The organism is Aminobacter sp. NyZ550 (assembly GCF_025628925.2).
GTDB lineage: Bacteria > Pseudomonadota > Alphaproteobacteria > Rhizobiales > Rhizobiaceae > Aminobacter > Aminobacter ciceronei.
This window is the reverse complement of record NZ_CP114190.1, coordinates 4,755,910-4,772,982: the sequence shown is the minus strand read 5'-3', so window position 1 is coordinate 4,772,982 and position 17,073 is coordinate 4,755,910. Positions and strand designations below refer to the sequence as shown.

The following is a 17,073-nucleotide window of genomic DNA, read 5'->3' as shown; positions in this document are numbered from 1 at the left end:
GCTTAGCACGGAAGACAATATAGGGAAAACCACGACTGACGTGTCTAGGCACGCGCATTACAAGGGGATTTACATGTCCGTATCCAGCAGTTCCACCGCGCTTATCTCTGCGGCATTGCCCGAAAAGGGCGCGATGCGCCTGGCGACCCAGCTTCTTCTGGCCGTTGCCGGTTCGCTGCTGCTCATCGCCTCGGCCAAGACCAAGGTCATGCTTGGGCCGGTCGACATGTCGCTGCAGACGCTCGCCGTCCTCGGCATCGCCGCAGCCTACGGAATGCGTCTCGGCCTTGCGACGATCCTGCTCTACATGGCCCAGGGCGCCATGGGTTATCCGGTGTTCCAGAGCACGCCTGAAAAGGGCCTCGGCATTGCCTACATGCTCGGTTCGACCGGTGGCTACCTCGCCGGCTTCGTCGCCATGGTGGCGATCGTCGGCTGGGCCGTCGACCGCGGCTGGGGCCGCAGCATCGTCAAGATGCTCGGTGCCATGCTCGTCGCCGAAGTCGTGATGATGGCGATGGGCTTCTCCTGGCTGTCGCTGCTGATCGGCGCCGAGAAGTCGTGGCAGTTCGGCGTCGTGCCGTTCATCGTGCCGGACCTGATCAAGGTGGCGCTCGCGGCCGCAGCCGTTCCGGCGATCTGGGCGCTGCTTCCCAAGAAGGGCTGACCGGCCAACGACTGCATACTGGTCTTAGCAACGCCCCGGCTCTAGAAAGGCCGGGGCGTTTTGCATTTGAAGAGCATTGGGATCATGACCGTTCTTGTCACCGGCACCGCCGGGTTCATCGGCTTCCACGTCGCCAGGCGGCTTCTGGCGGAGGGATACGAAGTTGTCGGCTTCGACAGTGTCACTGACTATTACGACACCTCGCTCAAGCGGTCGCGACTGGAAATCCTGGCTGAGAACAACGATTTCCGCTTCATCCGGGCCGACCTCGCCGACGCCGCGGCGGTGAAATCGGCCTTCGAATGCCGTCCGGAGATCGTCATCAACCTCGCCGCACAGGCCGGGGTTCGCTATTCGCTCGAAAATCCGCAAGCCTATGTCGACGCCAACGTCACCGGCTTTCTCAATATCCTCGAGAATTGCCGCGCAACGCAGCCGAAGCACCTGATCTACGCCTCGTCGAGCTCGGTCTATGGCGGCAACAAGAAGCAGCCCTATTCGCCGCGCGATGGCGTCGATCACCCCGTCAGCCTCTATGCGGCGACGAAGAAGGCCAATGAACTGATGGCGCACACCTACAGCCACCTGTTCGGCGTGCCTGCCACCGGCTTGCGCTTCTTCACCGTCTACGGGCCCTTGGGGCGGCCTGACATGGCCTATTACAAATTCACCCGCGCCATCTTCGCGGGCGAACCCATCGACATCTACAACAACGGCGACATGTACCGCGACTTCACCTATGTCGACGACATCGTCGAGGGCATCGTCCGCCTCATCGACCTGCCGCCAAAGGCCGATCCGGACTATGACATCGCCGCGGGCGGCGCCACGGGCAGTTGGGCGCCGCATCGCGTCATGAACATCGGCAACCGCCGCAAGGAACATCTGATGGAGATGATCCGCATCCTCGAGCGCGCGACCGGCCGCGAGGCGGTGAAGAACTTCATGCCGCTGCAGCCGGGCGACGTGCTCAGCACATGGGCCGACGTCAGCGACCTCGAGGCATTGATCGGCGAGCTTCCGCACACGCCGATCGAGGAGGGCCTGCTGCGCTTCGTCGATTGGTACGGCCGGTACTACCGCGTCCAATAGCCGGGGCATTCAGGCATATTGGCCTCCGGTCGCCGCAGCGCCGGCCACGCTTCCGGGAAGGTAGGTCGCTCCGCCGCCGGCGGTGTCGATGACGCCGTTGAGTGCCGCATTGTAGCGCTGGCCGGTCGCGCTGCCGCCGAATGCCATGCCCGCGCAAGCGATCGTGCCATGCCGGCAGCCGGCAAAGGCGGTGGCGAAGGCGGGCGTCCCCGAGAGCGTCACGGTCCGGCCGTCGGTGTTGACGATCCCGCCGCTCTGCGCCGACCAATGCATCGGCGATGCGCCTGAAATGCTGTAGTTGCCGGCAGCGATCGCCGCGCCGTTGTTCCGGCACAGGATATGCGCCTGGGCGCAGGCCCCGAAACGGACGTTCTGGAACCGGAGCGTGCCGCCGTCCGCGTCGAGGCCAAAGCCGCTGGCCGACGTCCTGATCTCCATGTCCTTGACCAGGCAAGCCGTGCCGGACGGCGCGCTGATGGCATTCGCACTGGTGGTCGAGACGATCACGTTGGCCGGCGTCCCGTTATTGCCGGCAATGACGAGCGCCGATGGCCCTGCCTGGCCGGTCATCGCTGGAACGACGATGGCGCCGGCATAGGTGCCGTCGGCGACCTGGATGGTGACCGTGAAACCGGCCATGTCGAGGCTCGCCGCGGCGTCGAACCCCTTCTGGATCGTCAGGAAGGCGCCGCCGCTGGTGTTGGTCAGCCCGTTGTTGGCATCCGAGCCGTCGGTGCGGACGAAATAGGTCCGGTTGGCAGCGAGCAGTTCGCGGACATGGCGCCTTGCCACTGCCTGGTTCTGGTCGGTCAATGGCAACGCTGCCGGCAACAGCACGCGCCCGTCCGAACGGCTGACCTGCAGTGCCTCCGTCCAGGCGCCGCCATCGGGAGAAACCTTGAGGTGCCAGTCGTCGTCGCCGGCGAGGCCGAATTCGGCGCGGCCGGAATAGCCGGTCTGAAACAGCAGCGAGGCATTGTCGCCGGCGGCAGCCTTGTTGATCTTGACCTGCTGGCCGGCGCCGAGATTGTCGAACAGCACCGCCTGGCTTTTCACCGAAAGCCGGTTGGTGGTGTCGGCCGTCGTGTTGATACCGACCATGGCCGCCGGGTTGATGCCGAGCGCGACGGTGTCGACCCAGGCGGTGCCGTCATGGGCAAGGATGCGCTGTTCGTCGGCGACCCAGGCAAGCCAGCCCCTGACCGGGTTGTGGAAGGCCCAGGCGCCGTCCTGCCAGCCGGCGATCTGGCCGACCTTGCCGGCCCAGCCGCCAGTTGCCGCAGCCGCGACGATGTAGCGGTCGCCCTCGGCAGGCGAGACAGGCGGCGCTGCCAGATGCCGGTCGAGAACGGAGAGCTGCACGAGGATGTCGAGCGCCTGCAGCGCCTCGTTGTGGGTGACATGTTTCTGTGCCTGGGACGGCATGATGAAGGGCATTTTCAGGTTGGTCGTTTGTTCCAAGGCGGGCTCCTCTCGTTGGCTCTTGCGCGATGATAGGGCCGGCCGGAAGGGGGGTGGAAAAGCGGACATGTCTATCCACGCTTCGAGCCCTGTTTCGGCATGCGGTGGAATGGCATTCCCGAAGTTGCGGCGCAGGGGGCAAAACTGACTTGGCCGGCCGCGAAATTTGGACTTGCGCTGCTTGAGACGCCGCCGGTTTGCGGGGAAACTGCAGCCAATCGGTCGTTTCGGCTCCAGAGCCGCGGCCAAGGAACGATTTCCGAAGGCTTTTCAATGCTTGCCAGACTGACTCACCTGGACCGTCTCGAGGCGGAGGCGATCCACATCTTCCGTGAGGTCGCAGCCACTTTTACCAAGCCCGTGATGCTCTATTCCGTTGGGAAGGATTCCTCCGTCCTGCTGCATCTGGCGATGAAAGCCTTCTACCCGGCCAAGCCGCCGTTTCCGTTCCTCCATGTCGACACGACCTGGAAGTTCCGCGAGATGATCGAGTTTCGCGACACGATGGCGCGCGAGCTCGGCTTCGATCTCCTGGTTCACGTCAACCCGGACGGTGTCCGCGACAACATCAATCCGTTCGACCATGGGTCGAACACCCACACTCATGTGATGAAGACTGTCGGCCTGCGCCAGGCGCTCGACAAATACGGCTTCGACGCGGCCTTCGGCGGTGCCCGCCGCGACGAGGAGAAGTCGCGCGCCAAGGAGCGCATCTTCTCGTTCCGCAACGCCCAGCATGCCTGGGACCCCAAGAACCAGCGCCCGGAGATGTGGAAGATATTCAACACCCGCGTGTCGGCTGGGGAATCGATCCGTGTCTTCCCGCTGTCCAATTGGACCGAGCTCGATATCTGGCAGTACATCCTGCAGGAAAACATACCGATCGTGCCGCTCTATTTCGCCAAGCATCGCCCGGTGGTCGAGCGCGACGGCATGCTGATCCTGCGCGACGACGACCGCATGAAGTTGCATCCGGGCGAGGTGGTGGAGAACAAGCTGGTGCGCTTCCGCACGCTGGGCTGCTACCCGCTGACCGGTGCGATCGAATCCGACGCCGACAGCCTCGAAGGCATCGTCAGCGAAATGCTGACGGCTCGCACCTCCGAACGGCAGGGACGCCTCATCGACCGCGACGAAGCCGGCTCGATGGAAAAGAAGAAGCGCGAAGGGTATTTCTGAGCATGCGGCACGCACTGGCAAACAAGGTCGAGGCTGCAGAAAGCGTCCGCGAATATCTCGCCGGCCAGGAGCAGAAGTCGCTCCTGCGTTTCCTGACCTGCGGTTCGGTCGATGACGGCAAGTCGACACTGATCGGCCGGCTTTTGTCCGACACCAAGCAGATATTCGAGGATCAACTCGCGGCCCTGGAGCGCGATTCCCGCAAGCATGGCACCACGGGCGAGGATGTCGATTTCGCATTGCTGGTCGACGGGCTGGAAGCCGAGCGCGAGCAGGGCATCACCATCGATGTCGCCTACCGTTTCTTCGCCACGCCGAAGCGCAAGTTCATCGTCGCCGACACGCCCGGCCATGAGCAGTACACCCGCAACATGGCAACCGGCGCCTCGACCGCCGACCTCGCCATCGTTCTCGTCGACGCGCGCCAGGGTGTGCTGCGCCAGACGCGCCGGCATTCGATCATCGCCTCGCTGCTCGGCATCAGGAACATCGTCGTCGCGATCAACAAGATCGACCTCGTCGGCTTCGACCAGGGCGTGTTCGACCGCATCACTGCAGAATATGCCAGCTTCGCCGAAAGCCTCGGCTTCAGGTCTATCGTGCCGATCCCGATGTCGGCGCGCTTCGGCGACAATGTCACGCGGCGCTCGGACAAGATGGGCTGGTATTCCGGCCCGACCCTGATCGAGCATCTCGAGACGGTTGTCGTTGAGGAAGAGGCGACCGACCGGCCGTTCCGCTTCCCGGTGCAATATGTCAACCGGCCCAATCTCGATTTCCGCGGCTTTGCCGGCACGATCGCCTCCGGATCGATCTCGCAGGGCGACGAAATCGTCGTCGCCAAGTCAGGCAAGCCGTCGACGGTCAAGCGCATCGTCGCCCATGGCGGCGACCTGCGCAGCGCCGTTGCTGGCCAGGCCATCACCCTCGTGCTCGAAGACGAGGTCGAGGTGTCGCGCGGCAACCTTTTGGTTTCGCCTGATGCCCGGCCCGATGTCGCCGACCAGTTCGCCGCCAATGTCGTCTGGTTCGACGAGCAGGCGCTGCTGCCGGGGCGCTCCTACATCCTGCGCACCGAGACCGACCAGGCAAGCGCCACCGTCACCGAGCTGAAGTACCGCATCAACGTCAACGACTTCGCCCATGAGGCGGCCAAGTCACTGGAGATGAACGAAGTCGGCGTCTGCAACATCTCGACCCAGTCGCCTATCGCCTTCGACAGTTTTGCCGAAAACCGCACCACCGGCGCCTTCATCCTGATCGACCGGATCAGCAACGCCACCGTCGGCGCCGGCATGATCCTGCATCCGCTGCGGCGTTCTGAAAACATCCACTGGCAGTCGCTCGACGTGACCCGCCATGCCCGCGCCGACCTCAAGAACCAGCGCCCGGCGGTTCTGTGGTTCACCGGCCTGTCTGGTTCGGGCAAGTCGACAGTCGCCAACATGCTGGAAAAGAAGCTGCACGCGGCCGGCCGCCACACCTACATCCTCGACGGCGACAATGTCCGCCATGGCCTCAACCGCGATCTCGGCTTCACCGACGAGGATCGTGTCGAGAACATCCGCCGCGTCGCCGAAGTCGCCAAGTTGATGGCCGATGCCGGCCTGATCGTCATCGTCTCCTTCATCTCGCCGTTCCGCGCCGAGCGCCGCATGGCGCGCGAATTGATGGGGCAGGGCGAGTTCGTCGAGGTCTTTGTCGACACGCCGTTCGAGGAGTGCGCCAAGCGCGACCCCAAGGGGCTGTATGCCCGTGCGCTCGCCGGCGCGATAAAGAACTTCACCGGTGTCGATTCGCCCTATGAAACGCCGGAGAATCCTGAGATTCATCTCCAGACACTCGGCAAGACCCCTGAAGAGATGGTCGAGACCGTCGAGCACTGGCTGAATGAGCGAGACCTTGCAGAGCATCAATACGACGACGGCGGCGGTATCTGACGAAGCCATACTGGAGACCTTCGAACGCCTGGCCATCGCGGCCGGGCGAGCGATCATGGAGGTCTACAATTCCGAGATCACGGTGACGGACAAGGCGGATGCCTCGCCCGTCACGCAGGCCGACAGGGCTGCTGAAAAGATCATCCTCGAAGGATTGCGCGCGGCCTTTTCAGGTGTGCCATGTGTCGCCGAGGAAGAGACGTCGGAGGGTGTGATTGCGCCCGATCTCGGCCGCGCCTTCTTCGTCATCGACCCGCTCGACGGCACCAAGGAATTCGTCAAGCGGCGCACCGACTTCACCGTCAATATCGCGCTTGTCCGCGACGGCGCGCCCGAAATCGGCGTCGTCTATGCACCTTGCACCGGCCGGTTCTTTGCCGGCCGCCCTGGCAAGGCCGAAGCCTTCGAGATCGTCGACGGCGTGGCCGCCGGCCGCCGCCAGATTCATGTGCGCGAAGGCCGTGAGCCGCTGACCATCGTCGCCAGCCGGTCGCACCTGACACCCGAGACCGAAACCTTCATCAAGCGCGTGCATGCCGCCGAGATCGTCTCGGTCGGCTCGTCGCTGAAGTTCTGCCTGCTGGCATCTGGTGAGGCCGACCTCTATCCGCGCTTCGGCCGGACAATGGAATGGGATACGGCGGCGGGCGATGCGGTGTTGCGCGCCGCCGGCGGCACCACCCATACGCTGGATGGCGCGCCGCTGGTCTATGGCAAGCGCAACCAGGCCAATGATGCGGATTTCGCCAATCCGCATTTCGTCTCGAGCGGCCGGATCATCGACCCGGCCTTCATGTTCTGATCTGAAATTACCGCTTATTCGGCCGCGATCTTGGCCGAGTTGGAGCCGACATAGTTGCGGATCGTGGTGATGATCCGGTCCTGGTCGGCTTCGCTGAGGTAAGGATGCATCGGCAGGCACAGGATGGTGCCCGGCACGGCATCGGATACCGGCAGGCCGCCCGGCGTGCGCGGGTAGTGGCTGTAGGCCACCTGCACATGCAGCGGCTTCACGTAGTAGATGACCGACGGAATGCCCTCGGCCTGCAGGTGCTGCTTCAGGCCGTCTCGGTCCGCAGTCTCGATGGCGTATTGTGCCCAGGCGGAACGACCGCCGGCCGGCGCGCGCGAGGCCTTCACCACGTCGCCGAGGCCGTCGGCGTAGCGCTGGGCGATACGGGCGCGTGCCTGCATCTCGTCCTCGAGGATGGCGAGCTTCTCGATCAGGATCGCCGCCTGCAGCGTGTCGAGACGTGAGTTCAGGCCGACATGGATGTTGTCGTACTGGGTCTCGCCCTTGCCGTGGAAGGCGAAGGAACGCAGGCGCGCGGCGAATTCGTCGTCGTTGGTGAACATCGCACCGCCGTCGCCGTAGCAGCCGAGCGGCTTGGCCGGATAGAAGCTGGTGGCGGCGACATGGCCGTAGGCGCCGCACATCTTGCCGTCCTGCGAGCCGCCGATCGACTGGGCGGCGTCCTCGATGACCAGCAGGTTCTCGCGCTTGGCAATCGCATCGATGGCCGCATAGTCGGCGGCGATGCCGAACAGGTCCACCGGGATGATCGCCTTGGGCTTCAGGCGGCCTTCGGCCTTGATCATGGCGATCGCGGCTTCGAGGCTCTCGATGGATATGTTGTAGGTATCCGGCTCGATGTCGACGAAGACCGGCTCGGCCTTGGCAAGCGCCACCACTTCGGCGGTGGCCGCGAAGGTGAAGCTCGGCACGAACACCGCATCACCTGGGCCGATGCCGGAGGCGAGCAGAGGCAGCAGCAGCGCGTCGGTGCCGTTGGCGCAGGCGACCACATGCTTGACGCCGACATATTCGGCGAGCTGGTTCTCGAATTCGGTGACTTCCGGACCGAGGATGTAGCGTCCTTCATCGACAACCTTGTCGATGGCCGCCTTCAGACGGTCGCGGATTCGTTCGCGCTGCGCGCCGAGATCGATGAACTGCATTATTGCCCCAAAACCCAATCGTTTCTTCGCGCCGCTGATAGCAGAGTTGCGGAGTCCGAAAAAGCCGAGCGCCCTGCGGCATGCAGGGCGCGGCTGCGGTTCCTGTTACTTTCGGTTGCAGCGATTTCGCGTCGAAAATGGCGGAAAACAGGGATTTTCAGGCAGATGCGTTTAAGCCGGCTTGCCGACGCGAAACATAAAGTGATCGCTGAAATCGCCTGTAAACGCCCGATTCAGGCCAGTTCGCGCCGCCATGGCGGGTTTGCGCCTGCCCTGGATACGGTTACCGCCGCGGCCCGCGCGCCGAGCGAAAGTGCCGCTTCGATGGCTGGTTCCGACAGGTCCGCAACAGCGTCCTTGGTCAGCATCTTCTGTTCGTGCAGCGAGGCGAGAACGCCGGCATTGAAGGTGTCGCCGGCGCCGACTGTGTCGACCACCGTTACCTTTTCCGGCGTCACCGAGATGGTATGGCTGGCGCTGTAGGCGGTTGCGCCCTTGCTGCCCCTGGTGACGATCACCAGCTTCGGGCCCTGGCCCAGCCAGTGCGCCGCGATCTCGTCATGGCTGCCGGTCTCGCCGAACCAGGCCAGGTCCTCGTCCGAAAGCTTGACGATGTCGGCCATGACAAGCATGCGGCGCATGCGTCCAAGATGCGCCTGCTTGTCCTGGATGAAACCCGGCCGGATGTTGGGGTCGAACATCATGACGCGGCGCTGGTGCTCGCGCTTCATCAGCGCCTCGTAGGCGGAACCGCATGGCTCGGGAATGAGGCTGATCGCGCCGAACAGCATGGCATCGATGTCGTCGCCAAGGCTCGGCAGATCGGCCTCGGTCAGCATGCGGCCGGCGGTGTTTTCGTCATAGAAGGTGTAGGTGGCGTGGCCGTTGTCGAGCCGGACGAAGGCCAACGTCGTCGGCCGTCCCGACAGATTGGCGTGGCGCGAGCCGACATTGCTCGCTGCGAGCACGTCGCGGATCTGCTGGCCGAACAGGTCGGATGACAGGCCGGAGAAGAATTCGGTCGGCACGCCCAGGCGCCCGAGCGCGATCGCCGAATTGAAGATCGCACCGCCGGCATAAGGCGCAAAGGCAGGTTCGCCGTCGGGACTTTGCCGTGGCAGCATGTCGATGAGCGCTTCGCCGCAGCACAGGATCATGATTTGCCGGTTCCCTCTGGATAGATGACGCCCTTGCGGACGATGACATTGGCGTAGAGCCTTGGCTCGCTGGTGGCAATGATGGTGTGGGCCGCCTTGACCCTGTCGTAGAAGGCATCACCGGCGAGCGGCACGACGGCGAAGCCGGGTGCGCGATGGGCACAGACCTCTGCGATTTCGCCATGCACGGGGTCGGACACGTCAGGGTCGCCCTTGACCGAGGAGCGGAAGATCGCCTGCGGCACGAAATCGTCGACCGGCAGCACCTGCAGCACGGCGTCGAGCACCGGGATCAGGTCCAGCCCGTCGGCGCGGACGACGCGGCGACCATGCTCGAGCGCGGGATAGTTGCCGTCGACGATGGCGATCTCGTCGCCATGGCCCATCGCCCGCAAGGTGAAGAGCAGTTCGGGTCCGAGCAGGGCGGGAATGTTGATGAGCACGATCAGACCCCTCGCGACGGTGCGGTCGAGCCGATGAGGAAGCGCTCTGACAGCGGCAGGCTGGCGCCGCCCATGGCGCGCGCATGGATGCCGACGGTGCCCTCGCGGACGGACGGGATACGCAAGCCCTCGACGTCGATCCTGCCGATCGCCGACTGCACTGCCTGCACCAGGCGGGCGCGGATCGACGCCGGCATCCAGCCGTCGATGACAGCACTTTCGAAATCGATGACCGAGGCCGACGCCACGATGGCATAGGCAAGCGCCTCCGAGGCGGTCGTAATCCAGTTGTCGAGGTCGGGGCCCATGTCGGGCCCGAGATCTTGCCATTCCTCGGGCGATGTCCAGAGGTAGGCCGCTTCGATACCCCTGGCGTTCAGTGCCTTTTCGAGCACGGCGATGGAGGCGACGTCGATGAGCTGGGTTGGCCTGCCGCCGGGGCCCGGCACCGGCATCGAGCCGAGCGCGCCGGCATTGCCCGTCGGACCGCTGTAGAGCCTGCCGTTCAGCACCACGCCGCCGCCGGCGAAGGCGCCGATGTAGAAATAGACGAAGTCGCGCAGCGCGCCCATGTCGCCGAACACCAGTTCGGCGCCGCAGGCGGAGGTGGCGTCGTTCTGGAGATAGACGGGGAAGGAAAACAGCGCCTGCAGGTCGGCGCGGATGTCGCGGTTGCGCCAGGCATCCATGATTTCTCGCGGAGCACCCGCCGTGTCGACCCAGTTCCAGAGCTCGAACGGCATGGCGACGCCGAGGCCGGCGATGCGCTTGTCCTGCTCGCGCGTCAGGCCGGCACGCATCTGGGCGATGCCTGATTTCACGAATTCGATGGTGTCCTGAGGCGTCGGGTAGCCATAGGAATTCTGCAGCATCGCCCGCGTTCTGCCGAGAAAATCGATCAGCACGAGTTCGGCGCTGCGGCGACCGATCTTGAGGCCGATGAAGAAGGCGCCTTCCGGGTTGAGCGCCATCGGAATGGAGGGCTGGCCGATCTTGCCGCGGATCGGCTCCTGGCGCAGCAGAAGCCCTTCGACCTCCAGTTCGCGCATGATGACGGAGACGGTCTGCGCCGACAGGCCGGTCATGCGGGCGATGTCGGATTTGGCCAGCGCGCCGCTCTGCCTGACCAGTGACAGCACCAGCCGCTCGTTCTGGTCGCGCATGCCGCTCTGGTTGGTGCCGCGCAATTGCGGGGTCTCCGCAGCATCGGGCGAACCGTGCCTCAAACTCCCGGCCTCCACCGGCTTCCTCCCATACTTCGCGGTCTTCTCAGAAGATCCGCCCGCGGTCTTCTCCAGAGATCCGCTCAGCGGTTTTCCTGAAAATCCGCAATTCTCTTTTGCGGCAGAATGCGGGCCGACCGCAATCCTGTCAATAATAAATAAGAGTGATTTAATTATTGACAGGCGGCCCCGATTGGTGTTTCGTCGGCGCCGGATACTCGACTGGGAAGAGTGAACGAGCATCCGGAGCACGGCCCGCTGACGGGCGTGCATGGTTTGGTTCTGGGAGGAGTGCCCCTTATGAAATTTTCGGTTCTGAAGACGACTGTCTTTGGTGCGGCCGTTGCCGCGCTCGCCGCTGTCGCAGCCCCTGCATCCGCTGCCGACGTCGGCGCCTGCCTGATCACCAAGACTGACACCAACCCCTTCTTCGTCAAGATGAAGGAAGGTGCCACCGCCAAGGCGACTGAGCTCGGCGTGACGCTGAAGAGTTATGCCGGCAAGATCGACGGCGACTCGGAAAGCCAGGTCGCGGCGATCGAGACCTGCATCGCCGACGGTGCCAAGGGCATCCTGATCACCGCGTCCGACACCAAGGGCATCGTGCCTGCGGTCAAGAAGGCGCGCGATGCCGGCATCCTGGTCATCGCACTCGACACCCCGCTGGAGCCGGCTGACGCTGCCGACGCCACCTTCGCCACCGACAATCTGCTTGCCGGCAAGCTGATCGGCCAGTGGGCTGCCGCCACGCTCGGCGACAAGGCCAAGGACGCCAAGGTTGCCTTCCTCGACCTGACCCCGTCGCAGCCGACCGTCGACGTCCTGCGCGACCAGGGCTTCATGATGGGCTTCGGCATCGACGTGAAGGACGCCAACAAGATCGGCGACGAAGACGATGCCCGCATCGTCGGCCACGACGTCACCAACGGCAATGAAGAAGGTGGCCGCAAGGCGATGGAGAACCTGCTCCAGAAGGATCCGGGCATCACCGTCGTCCACACCATCAACGAGCCTGCCGCTGCCGGCGCCTATGAAGCACTCAAGGCCGTGGGAATGGAGAAGAACGTGCTGATCGTCTCCGTCGACGGCGGCTGCCCGGGCGTCAAGAACGTCCAGGATGGCGTCATCGGTGCGACCTCGCAGCAGTATCCTCTGATGATGGCCGCTCTCGGCATCGAGGCGATCAAGAAGTTCGCCGACAGCGGCGAGAAGCCCAAGCCGACCGAAGGCAAGGACTTCTTCGACACCGGCGTTTCGCTCGTGACCGACAAGCCGGCCACCGGCGTGGAATCGATCGACGTGAAGACCGGCCTGGAAAAGTGCTGGGGTTGATCTGACCGCCTGACGGCGAGACACTTCCTTGCAGACGAAGGGCGACCCCTTGGTCGCCCTTCCTACAAGGGGGCTATGAAATCCCTGATGGGAGGAAATCGACATGAGTGACGCTTCGGCAGATGCCAGGCGGCCGCAGGAGTTCGAGAAGGTTCTCTCGGGCAGCGACACGTCAGTGGCCAGCTTCGATACGCATACAAGGTCGCCAATCGAGAAGATCCAGCATTTCCTGCACTCCAATCCCGCGGCGGTGCCGCTGATCGTGCTGGTTACCTCGGTCGCGCTGTTCGGCCTGATCATCGGCGGCAAGTTCTTCTCCGCCTTCTCGATGACGCTGATCCTGCAGCAGGTGGCGATCACCGGCATCATCGGCGCCGCCCAGACGCTGGTCATCCTGACCGCCGGCATCGATCTCTCCGTCGGCGCTATCATGGTGCTGTCGTCTGTGGTCATGGGGCAGTTCACGTTCCGATACGGCCTGCCGCCGTCGCTGGCGATCCTGTGCGGCTTCGCCGTCGGCGCATTGTGCGGCTGGATCAATGGCGTGCTCGTCTCCTACATGAAGCTGCCGCCCTTCATCGTCACGCTCGGCACCTGGCAGATCGTGCTCGCAACGAATTTCCTCTATTCGGCCAACGAGACGATCCGCGCCCAGGACATCGAGGCCCAGGCTCCGATCCTCCAGTTCTTCGGGGCCAATTTTCGGCTCGGTAATGCGGTCTTCACCTATGGTGTCGTCGCCATGGTGCTGTTGGTAGCCGTCCTCTGGTACATCCTGAATCACACCGCCTGGGGTCGGCATGTCTATGCCATTGGCGACGATCCCGAGGCCGCCCAGCTTTCCGGCGTGCGTGTCAACAGGGTGCTGATTTCGGTCTATGTCATCTCCGGCCTGGTCTGCGCGCTCGGCGGCTGGATGCTCATCGGTCGTATCGGCTCGGTGTCGCCGACGGCAGGCCAGTTCGCCAACATCGAATCCATCACTGCGGTGGTGATCGGCGGCATCTCGCTGTTCGGCGGTCGCGGTTCCATCCTCGGCATGCTGTTCGGCGCGCTGATCGTCGGCGTGTTCCAGCTCGGCCTGCGCCTCATCGGCACCGATCCGCAATGGACCTATCTGTTGATCGGCACCCTCATCATCATCGCGGTCGCAATCGACCAGTGGATCAGAAAGGTTGCAGGCTGATGGCTACCGAACCTCTTCTCACCGCCCGTGGGCTGGTCAAGCGCTATGGCCGCGTCACTGCCCTCAACAATGCCGACTTCGATCTCTATCCGGGCGAAATCCTGGCTGTGATCGGCGACAACGGCGCCGGCAAGTCGTCGCTCATCAAGGCGATCTCAGGCGCGGTCACGCCCGACGAAGGCGAGATCCTGCTTGAAGGCAAGCCGGTCCACTTCAAGTCGCCGATGGAGGCGCGCGACGCCGGCATCGAGACGGTCTACCAGAATCTCGCTTTGTCGCCGGCGCTGTCGATCGCCGACAACATGTTCCTCGGCCGCGAGATCCGGAAGCCCGGCATCATGGGCAACTGGTTCCGCATGCTCGACCGGGGCGCGATGGAAAAGCGGGCGCGCGAAAAGCTGACCGAACTTGGCCTGATGACCATCCAGAACATCAGCCAGGCTGTCGAAACGCTGTCCGGCGGCCAGCGTCAGGGTGTGGCGGTGGCACGCGCGGCTGCCTTCGGCTCCAAGGTTGTGATCATGGACGAGCCGACGGCGGCCCTTGGCGTCAAGGAAAGCCGGCGCGTGCTCGAACTGATCCTCGACGTCAAGCGGCGCGGCCTGCCGATTGTCTTGATCTCGCACAACATGCCGCATGTCTTCGAGGTCGCCGACCGCATCCATATCCACCGCCTCGGCCGCCGGCTGACGGTCATCGATCCGAAGGAATACTCGATGTCCGATGCGGTGGCTTTCATGACCGGCGCCAAGGCGCCGCCGGAAGCGGCCATCGCTGCCTGACCGGCCGGCCTAAACCTGGGGGTCTCCGCTCGCGAGATCCCCCTGTCTCCGCGTCGTGAGATATTGACGCGGAGATTTAAATCGATTGAGATCGCATTCGGAATAGCTAACATGCGTGTGGGAGGACAGGTGTCGGCAAGGGAGGCAGAAGAACGGTGGCCGAACAACATGCGAGAGGCGAGATGACCCGCGCAGTGACCCCCAAAATCCCCGAACCGCCGCTTGGCGATACCAGCCCCGAGGCCCTGGCTGCCGAAATCCTCAGCGCGCTGAAGTACCGGCTCGGCAAGGACGCCACGGTTGCGACCGACTATGACTGGCTGACCGCATCGATCAAGGTGGTGCGCGACCGCATCGTCGACGAGTGGATCTCCTCGACCAAGGAGGCCTACGACCAGAGCGCCAAGCGGGTTTATTACCTCTCGCTGGAGTTCCTGATCGGCCGGCTGATGCGCGACGCCTTCTCCAATCTCGGCCTGATGGACGCGATGCGCCAGGCGCTGGCCTCGCTCGGCGTCGAGTTCGATGTCATCGCCAGGCTCGAGCCCGACGCGGCACTCGGCAATGGCGGTCTCGGCCGGCTCGCCGCCTGCTTCATGGAAAGCATGGCGACCGTCGACATTCCGGCCCATGGCTACGGCATTCGTTACGCCAACGGCATGTTCCGCCAGGAAATCCATGACGGCTGGCAGGTCGAACTGCCCGAGACCTGGCTGGAACACGGCAATCCCTGGGAATTCGAGCGCCGCGAACGCGCCTTCGAGGTCGGCTTCGGCGGTTCGGTCGAGTCGATCACCGCACCGGATGGACGGCTCGAACGCCACGTCTGGAAACCGACCGACCGCGTGCTGGCGGTTGCCTACGACACCCCCGTGGTGGGTTGGCGCGGCGCGCGCGTCAACACGCTCAGGCTGTGGTCTGGCATGCCGCTCGATCCGATCCTGCTCGACAGGTTCAATGCCGGCGACCACATCGGTGCGCTGGCCGAAAGCAATAAGGCCGACGCGCTGTCGCGCGTGCTCTATCCCGCCGACTCGCACAAGGAGGGGCAGGAGCTCAGGCTGCGTCAGGAGTATTTCTTCTCGACGGCCTCGCTGCAGGACATCCTGCAGCGCCACATCAGCAAATATGGCGACCTCATCTCCTTGCCCGACAAGGCGGCGATCCACCTCAATGACACCCATCCCGCCGTCGCCGTGCCCGAGCTGATGCGCCTGCTGATGGATGTCCATGGCATGGATTTCGACACCTCCTGGGACATCACCAGGCGGACCTTTGCCTACACCAACCATACGCTTTTGCCGGAAGCGCTCGAAAGCTGGCCGGTGCCGCTGTTCGAGCGGCTTCTGCCGCGCCACATGCAGATCGTCTACGCCATCAATGCCGAGGTTCTGCTCGAAGCCAGGGCGACCGGCCGCTTCAATGGTGAGCAGATCAGCCGTATCTCGCTGATCCAGGAGAATGGCGAGCGCCGCGTTCGCATGGGCAATCTTGCCTTCGCAGGCTCGCACAGCGTCAACGGCGTCTCGGCACTGCACACCGAGCTGATGAAGGAAACGGTGTTTGCCGACCTGCACAGCCTCTATCCCGACCGCATCAACAACAAGACCAACGGCATCACGCCGCGGCGCTGGCTGATCCAGTGCAATCCCGGCTTGACCGGCCTGGCGCGCGAAGCCATCGGCGACCGCTTCCTTGACGACATCGAGGCGATCCGCGAGCTCGACGGCTTTGCCGGAGATGCCGCGTTCCGCGACAAGTTCGCCGCCGTCAAGCGCGCCAACAAGGTGCGGCTGTCGAACCTCGTCGCCGAGCGGCTGGGCATCAAGGTCGATCCGTCGGCGCTGTTCGACATCCAGATCAAGCGCATCCACGAATACAAGCGCCAGCTGCTGAACATCATCGAGGCGGTGGCGCTCTACGACCAGATCCGCTCGCATCCCGAGCGCGAATGGATGCCGCGGGTGAAGTTCTTCGGCGGCAAGGCGGCACCCAGCTACCACAACGCCAAGCTGATCATCAAACTGGCCAATGACGTCGCCAGGGTGATCAACAGCGATCCATCGGTGCGCGGGCTGCTCAAGGTCGTCTTCGTGCCGAACTACAATGTCAGCGTCGCCGAGATCCTGATGCCGGCGGCCGACCTGTCGGAGCAGATCTCGACGGCGGGCATGGAGGCGTCTGGTACCGGCAACATGAAGTTCGCGCTCAACGGCGCGCTCACCATCGGCACGCTCGACGGCGCCAATGTCGAGATCAAGGAGCATGTCGGCGACGACAACATCTTCATCTTCGGCCTGACCACCGAGGAGGTTGCCCAGCGCCGCAACAGCTCCTACCAGCCGGCGGCGGTGATCGACGGTTCGCCTGAACTCAAGCAGGCGGTCGCTGCGATTTCCTCAGGCGTGTTCTCGCCCGACGACCCCGCGCGCTACCGCGAGCTGATGGACGGGCTCTACCAGCACGACTGGTTCATGGTCGCCGCCGACTTCGATTCTTATGCCGCTGCCCAGCGCCAGGTCGACACTGTCTGGCGCGACAGCCCGGACTGGTACGCGCGCGCCATTCGCAATGTCGCGCGTGTCGGCTGGTTCTCTTCGGACCGGACAATCCGTCAATATGCCAAAGAAATCTGGAACGTACCGGCCTGAT

At 63.9% G+C, this 17,073-nt stretch carries 14 protein-coding genes; 9 read left to right on the top strand and 5 right to left on the bottom strand.

Annotated features, from left to right (window positions below; all coding sequences use genetic code 11):
• Nucleotides 1–73: 73 nt before the first annotated feature.
• Both N7E70_RS23710 and N7E70_RS23705 read left to right on the top strand, forming a co-directional pair.
• The gene (locus tag N7E70_RS23710; protein WP_263007807.1) at nucleotides 74–667 is read left to right on the top strand and encodes a biotin transporter BioY; all 594 of its coding nucleotides are present in this window, start codon (nucleotides 74–76) and stop codon (nucleotides 665–667) included.
• An 84-nt stretch (nucleotides 668–751) separates the two neighbouring features.
• A complete protein-coding gene (locus N7E70_RS23705; protein ID WP_269441422.1) occupies nucleotides 752–1,759 on the top strand; it encodes an NAD-dependent epimerase in 1,008 nt (335 codons plus the stop codon).
• 9 nt (nucleotides 1,760–1,768) lie between these two features.
• On the opposite strand, the gene N7E70_RS23700 is transcribed toward N7E70_RS23705, so the two are convergent.
• Nucleotides 1,769–3,220 (bottom strand): DUF2793 domain-containing protein, encoded by a 1,452-nt coding sequence (locus N7E70_RS23700; protein WP_263007806.1) that lies wholly within the window; start codon nucleotides 3,218–3,220, stop codon nucleotides 1,769–1,771.
• Between the two features lie 273 nt (nucleotides 3,221–3,493).
• Here N7E70_RS23700 and cysD point away from each other — a divergent pair, with 273 nt between their 5' ends.
• The 3 genes from cysD to cysQ are packed head-to-tail and all read left to right on the top strand — an operon-like array spanning nucleotide 3,494 to nucleotide 7,141.
• The gene (gene cysD, locus N7E70_RS23695; protein WP_055978340.1) at nucleotides 3,494–4,399 is read left to right on the top strand and encodes a sulfate adenylyltransferase subunit CysD; all 906 of its coding nucleotides are present in this window, start codon (nucleotides 3,494–3,496) and stop codon (nucleotides 4,397–4,399) included.
• 2 nt (nucleotides 4,400–4,401) lie between these two features.
• On the top strand, nucleotides 4,402–6,339 hold the full coding sequence (cysN, locus tag N7E70_RS23690; protein WP_263007805.1) for a sulfate adenylyltransferase subunit CysN: 1,938 nt from the start codon (nucleotides 4,402–4,404) through the stop codon (nucleotides 6,337–6,339).
• A complete protein-coding gene (gene cysQ, locus N7E70_RS23685; protein WP_154385969.1) occupies nucleotides 6,290–7,141 on the top strand; it encodes a 3'(2'),5'-bisphosphate nucleotidase CysQ in 852 nt (283 codons plus the stop codon). Before cysN ends, cysQ begins: the two co-directional genes overlap by 50 nt.
• Nucleotides 7,142–7,155: 14 nt before the next feature.
• On the opposite strand, the gene N7E70_RS23680 is transcribed toward cysQ, so the two are convergent.
• The 4 genes from N7E70_RS23680 to N7E70_RS23665 form a co-directional block, all read right to left on the bottom strand.
• On the bottom strand, nucleotides 7,156–8,298 hold the full coding sequence (locus N7E70_RS23680; protein ID WP_263007804.1) for a DegT/DnrJ/EryC1/StrS family aminotransferase: 1,143 nt from the start codon (nucleotides 8,296–8,298) through the stop codon (nucleotides 7,156–7,158).
• A 233-nt stretch (nucleotides 8,299–8,531) separates the two neighbouring features.
• Nucleotides 8,532–9,455, bottom strand: a complete 924-nt coding sequence (locus N7E70_RS23675; RefSeq protein WP_067964440.1) for a carbohydrate kinase family protein — start codon at nucleotides 9,453–9,455, stop codon at nucleotides 8,532–8,534.
• Nucleotides 9,452–9,898: an RbsD/FucU family protein gene (locus tag N7E70_RS23670; RefSeq protein WP_067964438.1), complete on the bottom strand. Its 447-nt coding sequence runs from the start codon at nucleotides 9,896–9,898 to the stop codon at nucleotides 9,452–9,454. Before N7E70_RS23670 ends, N7E70_RS23675 begins: the two co-directional genes overlap by 4 nt.
• Nucleotides 9,899–9,900: 2 nt before the next feature.
• Nucleotides 9,901–11,139 carry an ROK family transcriptional regulator gene (locus N7E70_RS23665; protein ID WP_067964436.1) on the bottom strand — a complete coding sequence of 413 codons (1,239 nt, stop codon included), beginning with the start codon at nucleotides 11,137–11,139 and terminating at the stop codon, nucleotides 9,901–9,903.
• A gap of 282 nt (nucleotides 11,140–11,421) precedes the next feature.
• On the opposite strand from N7E70_RS23665, the gene N7E70_RS23660 reads away from it, so the two are divergent.
• From N7E70_RS23660 to N7E70_RS23645, 4 genes are all read left to right on the top strand, one after another.
• Nucleotides 11,422–12,453 (top strand): sugar ABC transporter substrate-binding protein, encoded by a 1,032-nt coding sequence (locus N7E70_RS23660; RefSeq protein ID WP_182575801.1) that lies wholly within the window; start codon nucleotides 11,422–11,424, stop codon nucleotides 12,451–12,453.
• Between the two features lie 103 nt (nucleotides 12,454–12,556).
• On the top strand, nucleotides 12,557–13,639 hold the full coding sequence (locus N7E70_RS23655) for an ABC transporter permease (RefSeq protein WP_067964434.1): 1,083 nt from the start codon (nucleotides 12,557–12,559) through the stop codon (nucleotides 13,637–13,639).
• On the top strand, nucleotides 13,639–14,421 hold the full coding sequence (locus N7E70_RS23650; protein WP_067964432.1) for an ATP-binding cassette domain-containing protein: 783 nt from the start codon (nucleotides 13,639–13,641) through the stop codon (nucleotides 14,419–14,421). The genes N7E70_RS23655 and N7E70_RS23650 overlap by 1 nt, the downstream gene beginning before the upstream one ends.
• Nucleotides 14,422–14,603: 182 nt before the next feature.
• On the top strand, nucleotides 14,604–17,072 hold the full coding sequence (locus N7E70_RS23645; RefSeq protein WP_067964431.1) for a glycogen/starch/alpha-glucan phosphorylase: 2,469 nt from the start codon (nucleotides 14,604–14,606) through the stop codon (nucleotides 17,070–17,072).
• Nucleotide 17,073: the final 1 nt, after the last annotated feature.